This window comes from Microbacterium sp. NPDC089696, from assembly GCF_044749125.1.
In the GTDB taxonomy this organism is placed as follows: Bacteria; Actinomycetota; Actinomycetes; order Actinomycetales; family Microbacteriaceae; genus Microbacterium.
On record NZ_JBIVHF010000004.1, the window covers coordinates 67,751 to 85,932 of the forward strand.

At 69.1% G+C, this 18,182-nt stretch carries 19 protein-coding genes and 2 tRNA genes; 2 read left to right on the forward strand and 19 right to left on the reverse strand.

Annotated elements, in window-relative coordinates; all coding sequences use genetic code 11:
• Positions 1-17 precede the first annotated feature (17 nt).
• The 11 genes from ACIPY8_RS17885 to ACIPY8_RS17935 all read right to left on the reverse strand — a co-directional run bounded on the left by ACIPY8_RS17885 (position 18) and on the right by ACIPY8_RS17935 (position 10,010).
• Positions 18-548 carry an NUDIX hydrolase gene (locus tag ACIPY8_RS17885; RefSeq protein ID WP_400821121.1) on the reverse strand — a complete coding sequence of 177 codons (531 nt, stop codon included), beginning with the start codon at positions 546-548 and terminating at the stop codon, positions 18-20.
• 2 nt (positions 549-550) lie between these two features.
• Positions 551-1,819, reverse strand: coding sequence for an ATP-dependent Clp protease ATP-binding subunit ClpX (gene clpX, locus ACIPY8_RS17890; protein ID WP_050723803.1), 1,269 nt, complete (start codon positions 1,817-1,819; stop codon positions 551-553).
• 284 nt (positions 1,820-2,103) lie between these two features.
• Positions 2,104-2,955 (reverse strand): aldehyde dehydrogenase family protein, encoded by an 852-nt coding sequence (locus tag ACIPY8_RS17895; protein WP_400821123.1) that lies wholly within the window; start codon positions 2,953-2,955, stop codon positions 2,104-2,106.
• Positions 2,952-4,394 carry an aldehyde dehydrogenase family protein gene (locus ACIPY8_RS17900; RefSeq protein ID WP_400821126.1) on the reverse strand — a complete coding sequence of 481 codons (1,443 nt, stop codon included), beginning with the start codon at positions 4,392-4,394 and terminating at the stop codon, positions 2,952-2,954. The genes ACIPY8_RS17895 and ACIPY8_RS17900 overlap by 4 nt, the downstream gene beginning before the upstream one ends.
• A gap of 10 nt (positions 4,395-4,404) precedes the next feature.
• Positions 4,405-5,406, reverse strand: coding sequence for a deoxyribose-phosphate aldolase (gene deoC, locus ACIPY8_RS17905; protein ID WP_400821128.1), 1,002 nt, complete (start codon positions 5,404-5,406; stop codon positions 4,405-4,407).
• Positions 5,403-6,338, reverse strand: a complete 936-nt coding sequence (locus tag ACIPY8_RS17910) for a sugar-binding transcriptional regulator (RefSeq protein ID WP_400821130.1) — start codon at positions 6,336-6,338, stop codon at positions 5,403-5,405. The genes deoC and ACIPY8_RS17910 overlap by 4 nt, the downstream gene beginning before the upstream one ends.
• 158 nt (positions 6,339-6,496) lie before the next feature.
• Positions 6,497-7,138, reverse strand: a complete 642-nt coding sequence (locus ACIPY8_RS17915; protein ID WP_400821133.1) for an ATP-dependent Clp protease proteolytic subunit — start codon at positions 7,136-7,138, stop codon at positions 6,497-6,499.
• 18 nt (positions 7,139-7,156) lie between these two features.
• Complete coding sequence (locus ACIPY8_RS17920; RefSeq protein ID WP_050723797.1) at positions 7,157-7,747, reverse strand: ATP-dependent Clp protease proteolytic subunit; 591 nt, start codon at positions 7,745-7,747, stop codon at positions 7,157-7,159.
• An 81-nt stretch (positions 7,748-7,828) separates the two neighbouring features.
• Complete coding sequence (locus ACIPY8_RS17925; protein WP_400821136.1) at positions 7,829-8,323, reverse strand: tetratricopeptide repeat protein; 495 nt, start codon at positions 8,321-8,323, stop codon at positions 7,829-7,831.
• An 86-nt stretch (positions 8,324-8,409) separates the two neighbouring features.
• The gene (tig, locus tag ACIPY8_RS17930; RefSeq protein ID WP_400821138.1) at positions 8,410-9,873 is read right to left on the reverse strand and encodes a trigger factor; all 1,464 of its coding nucleotides are present in this window, start codon (positions 9,871-9,873) and stop codon (positions 8,410-8,412) included.
• 63 nt (positions 9,874-9,936) lie between these two features.
• Positions 9,937-10,010: transfer RNA gene (locus ACIPY8_RS17935), tRNA-Pro, on the reverse strand.
• A gap of 107 nt (positions 10,011-10,117) precedes the next feature.
• Here ACIPY8_RS17935 and ACIPY8_RS17940 point away from each other — a divergent pair.
• Both ACIPY8_RS17940 and ACIPY8_RS17945 read left to right on the forward strand, forming a co-directional pair.
• Positions 10,118-10,191, forward strand: a tRNA-Gly gene (locus tag ACIPY8_RS17940).
• 110 nt (positions 10,192-10,301) lie between these two features.
• Entirely contained in the window at positions 10,302-11,519 is a 1,218-nt protein-coding gene (locus ACIPY8_RS17945; protein WP_400821140.1) for a hypothetical protein, read from the forward strand.
• An 84-nt stretch (positions 11,520-11,603) separates the two neighbouring features.
• Here ACIPY8_RS17945 and ACIPY8_RS17950 read toward each other — a convergent pair whose 3' ends face one another.
• From ACIPY8_RS17950 to rapZ, 8 genes are all read right to left on the reverse strand, one after another.
• Positions 11,604-11,957, reverse strand: coding sequence for an RNA polymerase-binding protein RbpA (locus tag ACIPY8_RS17950; RefSeq protein WP_050723793.1), 354 nt, complete (start codon positions 11,955-11,957; stop codon positions 11,604-11,606).
• Positions 11,957-12,205: a preprotein translocase subunit SecG gene (gene secG / locus ACIPY8_RS17955; RefSeq protein ID WP_050723792.1), complete on the reverse strand. Its 249-nt coding sequence runs from the start codon at positions 12,203-12,205 to the stop codon at positions 11,957-11,959. Before secG ends, ACIPY8_RS17950 begins: the two co-directional genes overlap by 1 nt.
• A gap of 85 nt (positions 12,206-12,290) precedes the next feature.
• Positions 12,291-13,082 (reverse strand): triose-phosphate isomerase, encoded by a 792-nt coding sequence (gene tpiA / locus ACIPY8_RS17960; RefSeq protein ID WP_400821142.1) that lies wholly within the window; start codon positions 13,080-13,082, stop codon positions 12,291-12,293.
• Positions 13,073-14,287 (reverse strand): phosphoglycerate kinase, encoded by a 1,215-nt coding sequence (locus ACIPY8_RS17965; protein ID WP_400821144.1) that lies wholly within the window; start codon positions 14,285-14,287, stop codon positions 13,073-13,075. Before ACIPY8_RS17965 ends, tpiA begins: the two co-directional genes overlap by 10 nt.
• A gap of 10 nt (positions 14,288-14,297) precedes the next feature.
• Entirely contained in the window at positions 14,298-15,308 is a 1,011-nt protein-coding gene (gene gap, locus ACIPY8_RS17970) for a type I glyceraldehyde-3-phosphate dehydrogenase (RefSeq protein WP_400821147.1), read from the reverse strand.
• 116 nt (positions 15,309-15,424) lie between these two features.
• On the reverse strand, positions 15,425-16,051 hold the full coding sequence (locus ACIPY8_RS17975; protein ID WP_400821149.1) for a superoxide dismutase: 627 nt from the start codon (positions 16,049-16,051) through the stop codon (positions 15,425-15,427).
• Between the two features lie 187 nt (positions 16,052-16,238).
• Positions 16,239-17,216 carry a DNA-binding protein WhiA gene (gene whiA / locus ACIPY8_RS17980; protein WP_400821152.1) on the reverse strand — a complete coding sequence of 326 codons (978 nt, stop codon included), beginning with the start codon at positions 17,214-17,216 and terminating at the stop codon, positions 16,239-16,241.
• 68 nt (positions 17,217-17,284) lie between these two features.
• The gene (gene rapZ / locus ACIPY8_RS17985; protein WP_400821154.1) at positions 17,285-18,157 is read right to left on the reverse strand and encodes an RNase adapter RapZ; all 873 of its coding nucleotides are present in this window, start codon (positions 18,155-18,157) and stop codon (positions 17,285-17,287) included.
• Positions 18,158-18,182 lie beyond the last annotated feature (25 nt).

An 18,182-nucleotide genomic window follows, 5' to 3' on the forward strand; every position in this document is an offset into this window, starting at 1 on the left:
CGACGAACTCTCGGCCCTCAGCCGCGCAGATGCTCCCGGGCCTTGTACCAGGTGAGCAGGTGGTAGCTCTGGCGGAGGTGCTCCCCCAGCGTCTCGAGGGGCAGCACCGTCACCTCGATCGTCTCCGTCTCATCCGGTGACGGGTCGCCGAGATGTCGGCATCCGCGAGCGAGGAAGTGGTGCACCCGGTTGGTATGGGTGCCGAAGTTGGCCCAGGTGGCGCCGAGATCGATGAGCTCCCCGGCGACGTAGCCGGTCTCCTCGCGCAGCTCCCGCGCAGCCGCGTGGTCCGGGTCTTCGCCCACGGCGACACCACCGCCGATCGTGCCGAGAGCGATGACGCCGGCACCGTGGCGGTACTCGTCGACCACGATCGCGCGACCGTCCTCGTCGAGCGCCAGCACCGACACCCAGTCGCCGTACTCGAGCACGTAGTACGGCGCGATCGAACGCCCGTCGGTGGTGCGACAGTCGTCCGCGCGGAGGTGGATCCACGCATCGTCCACGAGCACGCGACGGGAGAGGACCTCCCAGGGCTCCGGACGCACGGTCAGGCGCTCTTGCGCTTGCGCTCCATCACGATGGTGGGCGGCGCGCCCTCGTCGACGGCGGCGCGGGTCACGATGACCTTCGCGACGTCCTCGGCCGAGGGGATCTCGAACATGATCGGGCCGAGAACGTCCTCGAGGATCGCGCGGAGGCCGCGAGCACCGGTCTTGCGCTCGACCGCGAGGTCGGCGATCGAGCGGAGCGCCTCGTCTTCGAATTCGAGCTCCACGCCGTCGAGCTCGAACATCCGCTGGTACTGCTTCACCAGCGCGTTGCGCGGACCCGTGAGGATGTCGATCAGCGCGTCCTGGTCGAGCGGCGAGACGTTCGTCACGACGGGGAGACGACCGATGAACTCCGGGATCAGACCGAACTTGTGCAGGTCCTCCGGGAGCACCTCGCTGAACAGGTCGAGATCCTTGCCCTTGTCGTGCAGCGGGGCGCCGAAGCCGATGCCGTGCTTGCCGACGCGGGCCGACACGATGTCCTCGAGACCGGCGAACGCGCCAGCCACGATGAACAGCACGTTCGAGGTGTCGATCTGCAGGAACTCCTGGTGCGGGTGCTTGCGACCGCCCTGCGGCGGCACCGACGCGACCGTTCCCTCGATGATCTTCAGCAGCGCCTGCTGTACGCCCTCGCCGGACACGTCGCGCGTGATAGACGGGTTCTCGGCCTTGCGGGCGATCTTGTCGACCTCGTCGATGTAGATGATGCCCTGCTCCGCGCGCTTGACGTCGTAGTCGGCGGCCTGGATGAGCTTGAGGAGGATGTTCTCGACGTCCTCGCCGACGTACCCGGCCTCGGTGAGCGCCGTGGCGTCGGCGACGGCGAACGGGACGTTCAGCCGCTTGGCGAGCGTCTGCGCGAGATACGTCTTGCCGCAGCCCGTCGGGCCGATCAGCAGGATGTTGCTCTTGGCGATCTCGACGCTCTCGGCCTTCTGCTCGGCCGGCTGCAGCGTGCCGTGCGCGCGGATGCGCTTGTAGTGGTTGTACACCGCGACGGCGAGGGCGCGCTTGGCGGGTTCCTGCCCGACGACGTACTCCTCGAGGAACGTGAAGATCTCACGGGGCTTGGGGAGTTCGAAGTCCGCCGTGCCCTCGGCGGAGGACTCGGCCATCCGCTCTTCGATGATCTCGTTGCACAGCTCGACGCACTCGTCGCAGATGTACACACCGGGGCCAGCGATGAGCTGCTGCACCTGCTTCTGGCTCTTTCCGCAGAACGAGCACTTGAACAGGTCAGCGCTTTCACCGATACGGGCCATGCGCGTCCTCCTCGGGGATCCTGAGATCGTCTACTGAGCCTAACCGGTGCGTCGGACACCGGGGCGCATTGGCGCGGTCTCCCGCGATACCCGTCCGCCACGCGTCATCCGATGTCCGCCCCGCATCGCCGGCGCCCCACCTGCGCGCCGGCGCCCCACCTGCGCGCCGACGCCCCCCCTGCGCGCCGACGCCCCATCGGAGAGACGTCAGCCCGAGGGGGCGTGGACACTCGGATGGGGCGTCGGCGGATGCGGGCACGGATGCCGGCGCGACGAGCGTGCGGTCAGACCATGCTCTTCGTGTGCCAGACGGTCTTGACCTCGGTGAAGGCGGCGATGCGCTCGGGCGAGGCGATGACCTCACCCGGAGCGAGCACGCGCTTCAGCGTCTCGGCGGCGGCGATCTGCAGGTCGACCCAGTCCAGGTCGCCCGCTCCCGCGAGGTCGAGGGCGTTCACGTCCTGGTGCGAGGCGAGCCACGGGGCGATCTCGGCCGGAGAGCCGGTCAGCACGTTCACGACTCCCCCGGGCACGTCGCTCGTCGCGAGCACCTCCGCGAGGCTGATGGCGGACAGCGGATGCCGTTCACTGGCCACCACGACCACCGTGTTGCCCGCGACGAGCGCCGGCGCGACGACCGACACGAGGCCGAGCAGCGCGGAGTCCTGCGGCGCGACGATCGCGACGACGCCCGTGGGCTCCGGGACCGAGATGTTGAAGTACGGACCGGACACCGGGTTCGCGTTGCCCGCCACCTGCGCGTACTTGTCGCACCAGCCGGCGTACCAGACCCACAGGTCGATGGCCTCGTCGACCTGCGCAGCGGCGGCCGAGGCCGACACGCCCTCCTGTGCGGAGATCTCGTCGATGAACTGCGCACGGCGGCCCTCGAGCACCTCGGCGACACGGTAGAGCACCTGGCCGCGGTTGTACGCGGTCGCTCCCGACCAGCCCTTGACGGCGGCGCGGGCTGCGACGACCGCATCCCGCGCGTCCTTACGGGACCCCTTCGCCGCATTCGCGAGGAACGCGCCCTTCGCCGACAGCACCTCGTAGGTGCGGCCGGACTCGCTGCGCGGGAACGCGCCGCCGATCGCGAGCTTGTACGTCTTCGGAACGCTCAGTCGCTTGCTCATGCTGCGGCCCCCTTCAGGTACGCGGTGAGACCCTGACGTCCGCCCTCGCGGCCGTATCCGGACTCCTTGTAGCCGCCGAACGGGCTCGACGGGTCGAAACGGTTGAAGGTGTTGGCCCAGACCACGCCCGCGCGCAGCCGGTCGGCCACCGCGAGGATGCGCGAGCCCTTGTCCGACCAGATGCCGGCCGACAGGCCGTACGGCGTGTTGTTGGCCTTGGCGATCGCCTCGGCCGGCGTGCGGAACGTCAGCACCGAGAGCACGGGGCCGAACACCTCGTCGCGGGCGATGCGGTGCGAGGCCTCGACGCCGGTGAAGATCGTCGGGGCGAACCAGAAGCCCTTTTCGGGGATCGCGCAGTCCGCGGTCCAGCGCTCCGCGCCCTCGGCCTCGCCGATGTCGCTGAGCTCGCGGATGCGGGCGAGCTGGGCCGCCGAGTTGATCGCGCCGATGTCGGTGTTCTTGTCGAGCGGGTCGCCGAGGCGCAGCGTCGACAGGCGGTTCTTGAGCCGGTCGATGACCTCGTCGTGGATCGACTCCTGCACGAGCAGACGGCTGCCGGCGCAGCACACGTGCCCCTGGTTGAAGAAGATGCCGTTGACGATTCCCTCGACCGCCTGGTCGATCGGCGCGTCGTCGAACACGATGTTCGCCGCCTTGCCTCCGAGTTCCAGCGTGAGCTTCTTCTTCGTGCCGGCGACGGCACGGGCGATGTCGCGGCCCACTCCGGTCGAGCCCGTGAATGCGACCTTGTCGACGTCGGGGTGGCGCACGAGCGCGGCGCCCGTCGGGCCGGCTCCGGTCACGATGTTGACGACACCGGCGGGCAGATCGGCCTGCTGCAGGATCTCGGCGAAGATCAGCGCCGTGAGGGGCGTGGTCTCCGCGGGCTTGAGCACGACGGTGTTGCCGGCCGCGAGCGCGGGGGCGAGCTTCCACGCGAGCATGAGCAGCGGGAAGTTCCACGGGATGACCTGCCCCGCGACACCGAGCGCGCGCGGGTTCGCGCCGAGCCCCGCGTGGTCGAGCTTGTCGGCCCACCCCGCGTAGTAGAAGAACCAGGAGGCGACGAGCGGCACGTCGACGTCGCGGCTCTCCTTGATCGGCTTGCCGTTGTCGAGGCTCTCGGCGACCGCCAGCTCGCGAGCGCGCTCCTGCACGAGGCGCGCGATGCGGAAGAGGTACTTGCCGCGGTCACGACCGCTCATCCTCGACCAGGTCTTGTCGTAGGCGCGGCGCGCGGCGGCGACGGCACGGTCGACATCCTCGTCGCTCGCCGAGGCGATCTCGGCGATGCGGCTCTCATCGGCGGGCGAGATCGTGATGAAGCTCGAACCCGAGCCGTCGACGAACTCCCCGTCGATGAACAGGCCGTAGCTGTCCTTGAGGTTCAGGACCGCCTTCGACTCCGGTGCCGGAGCGTATTCCAGGAATGACATGTGCGGGCTCCTAGTCGATCGTGACGTAGTCGGGGCCGGAGTAGTGGCCGGTGGTGAGCTTCTGGCGCTGCAGGAGCACGTCGTTCAGCAGGCTCGAGGCTCCGAAGCGGAACAGGTGCGGCTGCAGCCACTCCTCGCCCACGGTCTCGGCGACCGTGACGAGGTACTTCACGGCGTCCTTCGACGCACGGATGCCGCCGGCCGGCTTCACGCCGATGCGCTGCCCGGTGCCGCGGTACCAGTCGCGCACCGTCTCGAGCATGAGCAGCGTGGTCGGCAGCGTGGCGGCCGGCTGCACCTTGCCCGTCGAAGTCTTGATGAAGTCGCCGCCGGCCAGGATGCCGAGCCAGGAGGCGCGCTTGATGTTGTCGTACGTGTTCAGCTCCCCGGTCTCGAGGATCACCTTGAGCGAGGCGTACGTGCCGTCCTCGCGGCGGCAGGCCTCCTTGACCTGGGCGATCTGGTCGAAGACGAGGCCGTAGCGCCCGGACAGGAACGCCCCGCGGTCGATCACCATGTCGATCTCGTCGGCGCCGGCCGCGACGGCCTCCGCCGTGTCGGCGAGCTTGATCGCGAGCGACGACCGTCCGCTGGGGAACGCCGTGGCGACGGCGGCGACGGAGATGAGACCGTCGTCGGGGTCGCCGTGCATCGCGCCGAGCGCCTCGGTCGCGTACGGGACCATGTCGCCGTAGACGCAGACGGCCGCGACCTTCGGGGTGCTCGGGTCGGCGGCATCCGGGTTCTTGGCCTTGGCCACCAGCGACCGCACCTTGCCGGGTGTGTCCGCGCCCTCGAGCGTCGTCAGGTCGATCAGACGGATGATGGTGTCGAGCGCCCAGGCCTTCGACGTGGTCTTGATCGAGCGGGTGCCGAGGCCGGCAGCGCGCTGCTCCAGACCGACGGCGTCCACTCCGGGCAGGCCGTGCAGGAAGCGGCGCAGCGTGGCGTCGTCCGGCTCACCGCCGAGGACGTCCACCGCCGTCCTGCGACTGAGTTCTTGGGTCGTCATCGTTCCTCCAACAATGCTCGTGCTGTGGTCTCGTCGGTCACCAGGACGCTGCACAGGCCGCTCGTCACGACCGTGCGCGCGATGTCGTGCTTGGCCTCGCCCGCGGTGACGAAGATCGCTCGCTCCGCGGCGCGCAGGCGCGCGAGGTCGACGCCGACCGTGCGGGAGTCGAGTTGCGGGTCGACGATGTTGCCGTCCGCGTCGATGTAGCGGCCGAGGACGTCGCCGACCGCGCCGCGGCGGGACAGCTCCTCGACGTCGGACGCCGAGAGGTAGCCGTTCTCGACGTGCGCCGAGCTCGCGTCGCACGGTCCGGCCGTGAACAGGAAGGCCTGCGCCTGGGCGGCCTCCTCGAGCACGGCCGCGACGGTGCGGTCGGACTCGATGGCCTGCTTGGTCTCGACGCGTTCGAGGATGGCGGGACTGGGGAGCAGCGACACGTGACCCGATGCGCGCTGCGCGATCGTGACGGCGAGTCCGGCGGCCCCTCCGGAGCGGCGGTTGAGGCTGACTCCCCCGTTGAGCTGCACGACCGTCACGCCGGTGGCCCACCCGTCGGGAAGAGCCTCGGCGACCGCGCGGAGCGTGCGTCCCCAGCTCACACCGAGTGTGCGCGGTACCGGACGCATGGCGCTGAGGTAGTCGGCGGCTGCCTGCGCGACGCGCTCGAGGGTGCCGTCGTCTCCGTCGGGAGACGGCACGACCACGGCGGCGGTGAGGCCGTGACGCTCGACGAGCTCGCGCTCGAGTCCGAGGCGGCGTGCGCGCGGATGGATGATCTCGATGCGGACGATGCCGCGCTCGCGGGCCTGAGTCAGCAGGCGACCCACCTTCCAGCGCGACAGCTTGAGGAGGGCGCCGATCTCGTCCTGCGTCTTGTCCTCGTCGTAGTACAGCTCGGCGACGCGGACCATGGTGAGTTCGTCTTCCACGGCATCCTCCTTCCTCGTCCAGAGTACGCCGTGATCACCGTTCGCGCATCCCGTTGCTCATATGAGCAGTCCGGCGCGGACGCGTCGCGCATCCGCCGGAGACGACGAAGAGGACGCCGACCCGAAGGTCGACGTCCTCTTGCGTGCTGCGACGAGTGTCAGGCGCGCTTGCGCGAGCTCAGCACCTGGTCGACGATCCCGTACTCGTGAGCCTCGGTGGCCGAGAGGATCTTGTCGCGGTCGATGTCGCGGTTGACCTGCTCGACCGGCTTGCCGGTGTGGCGGGCCATGGTCTCCTCGAGCCAGGTGCGCATGCGGAGGATCTCCGCCGCCTGGATCTCGATGTCGGAGGCCTGCCCGTGACCGGCCTCTCCCATCGCCGGCTGGTGCATGAGCACCCGGGCGTTCGGGAGCGCGAGGCGCTTGCCGGGGTGACCCGCGGCGAGCAGCACCGACGCCGCGGACGCGGCCTGGCCCAGCACGACGGTCTGGATCTGCGGCGCGACGTACTGCATCGTGTCGTAGATCGCCGTCATGGCGGTGAACGAACCACCGGGCGAGTTGATGTACATCGTGATGTCGCGCTCGGAGTCCTGGCTCTCCAGGACGAGGAGCTGCGCCATCACGTCGTCGGCCGACGCGTCGTCGACCTGCACGCCGAGGAAGATCACACGGTCTTCGAACAGCTTGTTGTACGGGTCCTGGCGCTTGAAGCCGTAGGCCGTGCGCTCCTCGAACTGCGGGAGCACGTAGCGGCTGGAGGGCAGGTCACCGGCAGAGCGGAAGGTGGGTGTGTACATGAGAATCCTCTCGCTCTCTTAGTTCGCGTCGGTTCCGCCGCCGCCGATGACGTCGGTGGCGGACTCGCGGATGTGGTCGACGAAGCCGTACTCGAGGGCCTCCTCGGCGGTGAACCAGCGGTCGCGGTCCCCGTCCTCGTTGATCTGCTCGACGGGCTTGCCGGTCTGCGCCGCGGTGATCTCGGCCAGACGGTTCTTCATCGAGACGATCAGCTGAGCCTGGGTCTGGATGTCGCTGGAGGTGCCGCCGAAGCCGCCGTGCGGCTGGTGCAGGAGCACGCGGGCGTTCGGCGTGATGTAGCGCTTGCCCTTGGTGCCGGCGGTCAGCAGCAGCTGGCCCATGGACGCGGCCATGCCGATGCCCACGGTGACGATGTCGTTCGGCACGAACTGCATCGTGTCGTAGATCGCCATTCCCGCCGTGATCGACCCGCCGGGCGAGTTGATGTACAGGTAGATGTCCTTCTCCGAGTCCTCTGCGGCGAGAAGAAGGATCTTCGCGCAGATCTCGTTGGCGTTCTCGTCACGCACCTCTGATCCCAGCCAGATGATGCGGTCCTTCAACAGCCTGTCGAAGACGCTCGTCGCGAGGAGGGGTTCTGCAGCCATGTCAGCTCCTGATTCCGTGTTTCAGTGATTCGAATCTACCGGCGACAACGCAGCACCCAGGCCGTGTTCGCCGTCGGCATATCAGGTGTCGAGGTCGGCGATCTCGTGCGCGTACGCCGTCATCGACCGGTGGTAGCGCGGCAGGTGCGGGACGAGGGCGAGCAGCGCCACCGAGAGCCCCGTCGCCGGGCGTCCGGCGCTCGCGAGGATCAGCGCGTGCACGGTCGCCACGGCGTCACGGTAGGGGCCATCGCTCGACAGCTCCTCCTCCGCCGTGATGACGGCCAGCGCCTCGTCGAACTCCCCGAGGTTGCGCAGAGAGCTCGCGAGCTGGATCACGCACTGCGGTCGATGCTCGTCGTCGAGCCCCAGCTCGAGCGCTCGACGGTACAGCTCGACCGCCTCGGCGGGGCGTCCGGCGGAATCACGGGCCCCGGCACGTTCGAACTCGGCGCGGGCGTCGTCGCTCCCCCGCTCCGCGGCCAGCGCGTCGATCCTCGCGATCGTGTCGTCGCCGACCTCCTCGCCCGAGGCGTCGGCCCAGACCTCGTCGATCCGCTCGTCCCAGTTGGTCATCGTCTCCTCCTTCTCCGCGATCGGCCCGATACGGGAAAGGGGCGGATGCCACAGCATCCGCCCCTCTCGCACGTGATCGGGATCGATCACTCGGCCTTGTCGGCCGCCTTCTTGGCCGGAGCCTTCTTGGCTGCCGGCTTCTTGGCGGCGGGCTTCTCGTCAGCGTCGGCCGTCTCGGCGTCGGCCTTCTTCGCCGCAGCCTTCTTGGCGGGAGCCTTCTTGGCGGGCTTCTCCTCGGCCGGAGCCTCGGCAGCGTCCTCAGCGGCCTCGTCGTCGGTCACGATGAAGTCCGACAGATCGACGGCCTTGCCGTTGCTGTCGACGACCTTGACCTTGCCGAGCGCGATCGCGAGCGCCTTGTTGCGGGCGACCTCGCCGACCAGAGCCGGGAGCTGGTTCGAGGACTGCAGCGCCTCGACGAACTCCTGCGGAGCCATGCCGTACTGCGCGGCGGACTGGATGAGGTACTGCGACAGCTCCTCCTGCGAGACCTGCACCTCGGCCTGCTCGGCGATCGTGTCGAGCAGCACCTGCGTGCGGAACTGCTTCTCGCTCGCCTCGGTGACCTCGGCGCGGTGGACGTCGTCCTCCAGGCGGCCCTCACCCTCGAGGTGGTTGTGGACCTCGTCCTCGATGAGCTGCGGCGGGACGGGGATCTCGACCTTCTCGAGCAGCGTCTCGACGAGCTTGTCGCGCGCGGCGGAGCCCTGCGTGAACACGCCCTGCTGAGCGACGCGCTCGGCGAGGCTCGCACGCAGCTCGGCGATCGTGTCGAACTCGCTCGCGATCTGCGCGAAGTCGTCGTCGGCCTCGGGGAGCTCGCGCTCCTTGACGGCCTTGACCGTGACGGAGACCTCGGCCTCGGAGCCGGCGTGGTCGCCGCCCACGAGAGCGGAGCGGAACGTGGTGTCCTCGCCAGCGGTGAGCGACTCGATCGCGTCGTCGATGCCCTCGAGCATCTCGCCGGAGCCGACCTCGTAGGACACGCCCTCTGCCCGGTCGATCTCGGCACCGTCGATCGTGGCGACGAGGTCGAGCTCGACGAAATCGCCCTTCGCTGCGGGACGGTCGACGGGGATGAGCGTTCCGAAACGGGCGCGCATGTTCTCGAGCTCGGCGTCGAGCGCCGCGTCGTCCGCCTCGACGGCGTCGACGGTCAGCGTGATGCCCTCGTAGTCGGGAAGCTCGATGTCGGGGCGCACGTCGACCTCGACGTCCACGAGCAGGTCGCCCGAGAAGTCCTTCTCGTTCGGCCACTGCGTGATGTCGGCCGACGGGCGGCCGACGACGCGGAGCTTGTGCTCGTTCGTCGCCTCGCGGAAGAACTTGTCGAGTCCCTCGTTGACCGCGTGCTCGATGACGGCGCCGCGGCCGATGCGCTGGTCGATGATCGGCGCGGGGACCTTGCCCTTACGGAAGCCGGGGATCTGGACGTCCTGCGCGATGTGCTCGTACGCGTGCGCGATGCTGGGCTTGAGGTCGTCCGGGGTGACCGTGATGGTGAGCTTGACCCGGGTCGGGGTCAGCTTCTCGACGGTGCTGTTCGCCATGCTGGTGTGTTCTCCTTGTGGTTTCCGCGCTGAATCGCGGCTGTCAGGCTTTGTCGAGCCGTGTCGGGGCGACAGGAGTTGAACCTGCGACCTCCCGCTCCCAAAGCGGGCGCTCTACCAAGCTGAGCTACGCCCCGGGGAATCCGCGCGCAGATTCAGCCCCAGCGAGTCTAACGGACGGGAGCACCCGCGTCTGTCCGCTATGATCGAACAGTCGGTTGCAGGATCCCTCGGGTCCCGCTCCGGGGGTGTAGCTCAATGGTAGAGTCTCAGTCTTCCAAACTGATTGCGCGGGTTCGATTCCCGTCACCCCCTCCACGTCACGAAGGCCCCTGCAGCTTCTGCGGGGGCCTTCGGGGTTTTCTGCAGTCGATGGACGTTCTTCTGGCAGAGTCGTGGTGAGCAGGTTTCCCATCGGAGGTCCCCGCATGTCCGTCCCCGCAGACGTCACCGCCCCACCGGCCGACGGCCACGCGCTCCCCGCGCACATCGTCGGCGCGACCTCGAACGGATCCGCTCCGTCCCGCGCCCGTCGACGCCCCCGCCGCGGTGTCGTGCTCGGCATCGTGGGAGCCGTCGTCGTCGCCGGGGCCATCGGCGGGGTTCAGGTGGGCGCGAATCTCGGGTACGACGATGCGGAGTCGGACTTCGACGCCGCGCACGACACCGCGGAGACCTCTCTCGCCGCCCTCGAGCAGGCGGCTGCGCACCTCGGTGCCACCAGCGACGTCGCGACCCAGCTCGTCGCGAGCGACGCCGGCGTGCTCGCCGACCCGGCGGCGAAGGAGACGCTGAACGCCGCCGTCGCCGCGGCGTCCGAGACCACCACCGCGGCCGGCGACCTCCTCGCGACAGACCTGCCCGACTCCGGCGACAAGCCGACGTTCTTCTGGGAGCTCTTCGGCGCGACCGAGCAGCTGCAGCAGCGCGCGGCGGACCTCGCTGATCTCTCCGACGACGTCGACGCCGAATCCCCGTCCGTCGTGGACGCCGACACCGCCATCGACGACGCCGGCGTCGCCTACCTCGGCACGGCCGCGACGGCGGCCACGGCCTTCGAGGCGGCCCACCTGTCGGCGCGCAACGACGACGTGATCGCGTTGCGGGATGCCGCCAGCACGCTGTCTCTCGCGAGCGCGCTCGACGACTCCAGCGTCGGCTCGTTCCTCGCGCTCCAGGACGCCGCCGCCCAGGTCGTCGCCTCGGAGCAGGCTGAGCTCGCCGAGAAGAGCGGACCGCTGCTGAACGCCCGTCTCGAGGTCGAGGCGTTCGCCCGCTCGCTCGCCCCCGGGGTGCTGCTGGAGTTCGACTGGAACCCGATCGTCAACAACGCCGGCGAGAACGGGAGCATGGGAGGGCTCACGACCTGGTGGTGGGACGAGCCCGACCGCGCCGTCATCGAGCTCTCGAACTCCGTGGCCGAGCAGTGGCCCGCCGATCGCAGCCGGGCTCTCGTGGCGCACGAGGTCGGTCACGCGATCAGCGTCAAGTGCGAGGACATGTACGACTCGTCGACCCAGGACAGCATCGAGAAGTGGGCGACCGCCTGGGCGATCAGCATGGGCTTCACGGACGACGCCAACGGCGTATGGGCCTACGGCTATCCGCCGCAGTCGTACATCGACGCCGCCTACGGGTGCCGCTGACCCGGCTCCCGGCATCCCGCCGTGACATGGAAGAGGCCGTCGCGATCCGATCGCGACGGCCTCTTCCGTGATGTCAGGTCGAGGTCACTGACCCCGGCGCTCGCGCAGCTGCGTCAGAGCGTCCTCGAGGAGCTGGACGGCCTCCTCGTCGGTGCGACGCTCCTTCACGTAGGCGAGGTGCGTCTTGTACGGCTCGGTCTTGGCGAGCGCCGGCGGGTTCGCCTTGTCGCGACCGGCCGGGAGCCCGGACTGCGGGTGATCGATCGTCTCGGGGATCTCCTCCTCCGGCAGACCGGCGGCGAAGTAGCGGACGGTCTCGTTGCCGAGGCCGTCCCAGTACGACACGGCGATGCGGTCGGCGTGGTAGCCGTGGTCCTGCTCGCCCATCGGTCCGGAGCCCACGCGGGTGCCGCGGATCGCATTTCCACCGGTAGCCATCAGATCACCTCGAACTTCGTGATGAGACCGAGCGCGACGATCGCGACGAACCACGCGAGCGCGAGGATCACCGTGAAGCGGTTGAGGTTGCGCTCCGCGAGGCCGGAGGATCCGACCGCCGTCGACATGCCGCCGCCGAACATGTCGGACAGGCCGCCACCGCGCCCCTTGTGGAGCAGGATGAGGAGGGTCAGCAGGACGCTGGTGATGCCCAGCACGACCTGCAGGACGAACTCGAGAATTTCCACGAGGAAGAGCCTTTCGCTGGGGCAGGACTGCCCCCGTAACGGTCAAGTATACGATGCGGCGGGGCCGGAGCCCCGCCGCACTCGCTCATACTCCGACGTGCTTCTCGAAGCGGATGATCGCGGCGAACTCGTCGACGACGAGGCTCGCGCCTCCGACGAGGGCTCCGTCGACGTCCGGCTCGCGCATGAAGCTCGCGATGTTCGCGGACTTCACCGATCCTCCGTAGAGGATGCGGGTGCGCGCGGCCGCGTCGTCGCCGAGGACCTTCGCGATCACACCGCGGAGCGCCGCACAGACGTCCTGCGCCTGCTGCGGTGTCGCGGCCTGGCCGGAGCCGATCGCCCACACGGGCTCATAGGCCACGACGATGTCGGCGTCCTTGGCGAGACCCTGGAGCGCGGTCTCGAGCTGGCCGGCCGGGACCGCGCTGGCACCGAACTTCTCCAAGTCCTCCGCGGTCTCGCCGACGCAGATCACGGGCACGAGGCCGTGCTTCAGCGCCGCCTTCGTCTTGGCCGCCACGACCTCATCGCTCTCCGCGTGGTACTCGCGGCGCTCCGAGTGGCCGATGATGACGTACTTCGCGTCGAGCTTCGCGAGGAATGCCCCGGACACCTCGCCCGTGTACGCGCCGGAGTCATGCGCCGACAGGTCCTGCGCGCCCAGCGCGAAGGGGATCTTGTCGGCGTCGATGAGCGTCTGCACGCTGCGGATGTCGGTGAAGGGCGGGAACACCGCGACCTCGACCGATCCGTCCTCGTGCTTGGCGTCCTTGAGCGTCCAGTGCAGCTTCTGCACGAAGGCGACCGCCTGCAGGTGGTCGAGGTTCATCTTCCAGTTGCCCGCGATCAGCGGGGTACGGGTGTTCACTGCCATCCGAGGACCTCCAGGCCGGGTAGTTTCTTGCCCTCGAGGAACTCGAGGCTGGCGCCGCCGCCGGTCGAGATGTGACCGAAGCGGTCATCCGCGAAGCCGAGCTGACGCACGGCTGCCGCGGAGTCGCCGCCGCCGACGACGCTGAGGCCGTCGACCTCGGTGAGCGCCTGCGCGACGGTCTTGGTACCGCTCGCGAAGGCCGGGAACTCGAACACGCCCATCGGGCCGTTCCAGAACACGGTCTTCGAGTCGCGGATGACCTCGGCGAACCGCGCTGCGGTCGCAGGTCCGATGTCGAGTCCGATGCCCGAGGCGCCGAAGGCGGTCTCCTCGATCGCGTCGGCAGCCGCCACCTCGTGCTCGGCGTCGGCCGAGAACGACGATGCCACGACGACGTCGGTCGGGAGCACGAGCTGGACGCCGCGCTCCTGCGCTTCGGCGATGTAACCGCGAACCGTGTCGAGCTGGTCCTCCTCGAGGAGGCTCGACGCGACCGGGTGGCCCTGCGCCTTGAGGAACGTGAACAGCATCCCGCCGCCGACGAGGATGCGATCCACGCGCGGGAGGAGGTGCGAGATCACACCGAGCTTGTCGCTGACCTTCGAGCCGCCGAGCACGACCGCGTAGGGGCGCTCGGGGTTCTCGGTCAGGCGGTCGAGCACGTCGAGCTCGGCCGCGATCAGCAGACCGGCCGCAGACGGCACCAGCTCGGCGAGGTCGTAGACGCTCGCCTGCTTGCGATGCACCACGCCGAACCCGTCGGAGACGAGGACGTCTCCGAGCTCGGCGAGCTGTGCGGCGAAGGCACCGCGCTCGGCGTCGTCCTTCGACGTCTCCCCCGGGTTGAACCGCAGGTTCTCGATGACGACGACCCCGCCGTCCTCGAGGGAGTCCACGGCCTCGTGAGCCGACTCGCCCACGGTGTCGCGTGCGAACGCGACGGGCTTGCCGAGCAGCTCCGACAGCCGCTGGGCGACCGGAGCGAGGCTGTACTGCGGATCGGGCGCCCCGTCGGGGCGTCCGAGGTGCGAGCAGACCACGACGCGGGCTCCCGCGTTGATCAGGGCGTTCAGGGTCGGCAACGAGGCGCGGACACGGCCATCGTCCGTGATGATCCCGTCCCGCAGGGGGACGTTGAGATCACAACGGACGATGACGCGCTTGCCCTCGAGCGAACCCAGCGAATCCAGGGTGCGCAGAGTCATGAGGAGTGTCTCAGAGACGCTCGGCCACGTACTCGGTCAGGTCGACGAGACGGTTGGAGTAGCCCCACTCGTTGTCGTACCAGCTGGAGACCTTGACCAGGTTGCCGCTGACGTTGGTCAGCGTCGCGTCGAAGATCGACGAGTGCGGGTTGTGCACGATGTCGCTCGAGACGATCTGGTCCTCGTTGTACTGGAGGAAGCCTGCGAGACGGCCGTCGGCCGCAGCCTTCTTGTAGGCCTCGTTGACCTCCTCGACTGTGAGGTTGTCACGGTCGGTGATGAGGGTCAGGTCGACGATCGAGCCGGTGGGAACCGGGACGCGGTAGGACGAGCCGCTGAGCTTGCCCTGCAGCTCCGGGAGCACCTCGCCGATGGCCTTGGCGGCACCGGTCGACGCGGGCGTGATGTTGATCGCCGCAGCGCGCGCACGACGGAGGTCGCTGTGCGGGCCGTCCTGCAGGTTCTGGTCGGCCGTGTAGGCGTGCGCCGTCATCATGAAGCCGCGGTCGATGCCGAACGCGTCGTTGAAGACCTGCGCGAGCGGCGCGAGGCAGTTGGTGGTGCAGGACGCGTTGGAGATGATGTGGTCGGTCTCCGGGTTGTACGTGTCCTCGTTCACGCCCATGACGAAGGTGCCGTCGACGCCCGTTCCCGGTGCCGAGATGAGGACCTTCTTCGCGCCGGCCTCGATGTGCTTCTTGGCGAGCTCGGCCTTGGTGAAGAAGCCGGTCGACTCGATGACGATGTCGACGCCCAGCTCGCCCCACGGGAGACCGGCGGGGTCGCGCTCGGCGAACGCCTTGATCTTCTTGCCGTTGACGGTGATGCTGTCGTCGTCGTAGCTGATCTCGGCGTCCAGGACGCCGCCGACCGAGTCGTACTTCAGCAGGTGCGCCAGGGTCTTGTTGTCGGTGAGGTCGTTGACCGCGACGATCTCGAGGTCAGCGCCCTGCGCGAGAGCCGCGCGGAAGTAGTTGCGTCCGATGCGGCCGAAGCCGTTGATACCGATCTTGACAGACACTCAGGTCTCCCTGTTTCTCGTGCGCTGTGCGCAGCAATCGTGCATACGCGAATGCGCGGGGGTTTTTGGCTGAGATGGCGTCCCGACGAGACCAGGCCCGTCGGGACGCGACCCGATTACGACAGTACCAGCAGGCCGTTGGTCTGCTGACGGGCGACCTCGAAGCGCTGGGCGACGTTCTCCCAGTTCGCGATGTTCCACGCGGCCTTGACGTAGTCGGCCTTCACGTTGAGGTAGTCGAGGTAGAAGGCGTGCTCCCACATGTCGAGCTGGAACAGCGGGACGGTGCCCTGAGCGGTGTTGGACTGCTGGTCGAACAGCTGCTGGATGATGAGGCGCTGTCCGATGGAGTCCCAGCTGAGCACCGACCAGCCGGAGCCCTGGATGCCGAGCGCGTTGGCGGTGAAGTGCGCCTGGAACTTCTCGAAGGAGCCGAAGAACTCGTCGATCGCGGCCTTCAGCTCGCCCTCGGGCTGACCCCCGCCGGTCGGCGAGAGGTTCGTCCAGAAGATGGAGTGGTTCACATGTCCGCCGAGGTTGAACGCGAGGTCCTTCTCGAGCTTGTTCACGTTCGCGAGGTTGCCGCTCTCCCGGGCCTCGGCGAGCTGCTCGAGCGCGGTGTTCGCGCCGGCGACATACGTGGCGTGGTGCTTGTCGTGGTGCAGCTCCATGATCTTGCCGCTGATGTGCGGCTCGAGGGCTGCGAAGTCGTAGGGAAGGTCGGGGAGCGTGTAGGTCGCCATGTCGCTTTTCATCCAATCCGCGCCGCGCCGCGGCGCTTGTCGGTCCTCCGCGACGCCGAAGTGCGGTGCGGAGCGGACGGTACTCATCCTAGTGACGACAACGCGTCGTCGTCCTCGATCCTTCCGCCGTATGACGAAGAGAGGCGGCCCCTTGACAGGGGCCGCCTCTCTTCGTAGTGACCTGCGGTCAGACGTCCAGTCCGGCGGGCACGGCGGCCTCGGTCCCGGGGATGCCCTCCTGCTGCGCTCGCTTGTCGGCCATGGCCAGCAGGCGGCGGATGCGACCGGCGACGGCGTCCTTCGTCATGGGCGGGTCGGCGTGGTGGCCGAGCTCGTCGAGACTCGCGTCGCGGTGCGCGAGCCGCAGCTCGCCCGCGACCTTGAGGTGATCGGGGACCTCGTCCGCGAGGATCTCGAGCGCGCGCTCGACGCGCGCGCAGGCGGCGACCGCGGCCTGCGCCGAGCGGCGGAGGTTGGCATCGTCGAAGTTCACGAGGCGGTTCACGCCGGCGCGCACCTCGCGGCGCTGGCGCATCTCCTCCCAGGCGACGGCGGTCTTCTGCGCGCCCATCTCGGCGAGGATCGTGCGGATGGCCTCCCCTTCGCGCACGACGACCCGCGGCATCCCGCGCACCTCGCGCGCCTTCGCGGCGACGCCCAGCCGGTGTGCGGCGCCGACCAGGGCCATGGCGGCCTCGGACGTCGGGCAGGCGACCTCGAGCATCGCGGAGCGGCCGGGCTCGCTGAGCGTCCCGGAGGCGAGGAAGGCGCCGCGCCACAGACCGGCGACCTCCGCGCGCGATCCGGTCGTCAGCCGGTTCGGCAACCCGCGGACGGGACGACGACGCTGGTCGAGCAGGCCCGTCTGGCGGGCGAGAGTCTCCCCCGCGGCGATCACGCGCACGGCCCAGCGGGCGCCGTCGTTCGCGGTGCTCGACTGCACCTGGGCGATCTCGGGCCGCACGCCGTAGATCTCGGCGAGGTCGCGGGCGACGCGCTGCGCGAGGACCTCGGCGTCCACCTCCGCCTCGACCGCGACGCGGCCGGCGATGGAGTGCAGCCCGCCGGCGAATCGCAGGATCGAGGTGACCTCCGCGACGCGCACCGTCGGGGGTGCATTGCGGATGCTGACGAGCTCAGCTTTGACGTCGGTGGTTAGTGCCACGAGACTCCTTCACGATCACGCGTCGGATCGCGACGCAAACCTCCAGCCTACTCGGCTGGAGGCCCCTGCTATTCCCGCCCGAGGTCGCGGTGGCGCACGTTCACGGCGACGCCGGGGACCGCCGCGAGTCGCCGTGCCAGCTCCTCGACCATCGCGACCGAGCGGTGCTTGCCGCCCGTGCAGCCGATGGCGACGGTGGAGTGGCTCTTGTTCTCGCGCTGGTAGCCCTCGAGCACGGGGGTGAGAGCCGCGGTGTACGCGTCGAGGAACTCGGCGGCGCCTTCCCGCGACAGCACGTACTCCCTGACCTCCTCGTCCTGACCCGTGAGACCGCGGAGCTCCTCGTTCCAGAACGGGTTGGGGAGGAACCGCATGTCGGCGACGAGATCGACGTCGGTCGGGAGGCCGTACTTGAAGCCGAAGCTCATGAGCGTGACGCGATGACGCGGCGCGCCCTCCTCGGCGAAGAGCTCGGACACCTGCGTCGCGAGCTGGTGGATGTTGAGCGCCGAGGTGTCGATCACGATGTCGGCGGCCTCGCGGATGGGTGCGAGACGGGAGCGCTCGTTGCGGATGCCGTCGAGCAGCGTCCCGTCGCCCTGCAGCGGATGCGGGCGACGCACGGACTCGAAACGGCGCACCAGCACGTCGTCGGAGGCGTCGAGGAAGAGCACCCGCACGGAGCCGCGCGATCGGAGCGCACGGGCGACTCCGGGGAAGTCGTCGAAGAGGTTGCGGCCGCGGACGTCGACCACTGCCGCCACCTTCGGAAGGGCGTTGCCGCCCATGTCCGTGAGGTCGAGCAGCGGACGCAGGATCTGCGGCGGCAGGTTGTCGACCACGTACCAGCCGAGGTCTTCCAGCGCGTTGGCGACCGTCGTGCGTCCGGCGCCCGACATGCCCGTGACGATGAGGAACTCGCCCTTGTCCCCGTCAGCCATGGTTACTCCTTCTCCCCCCGCCGTG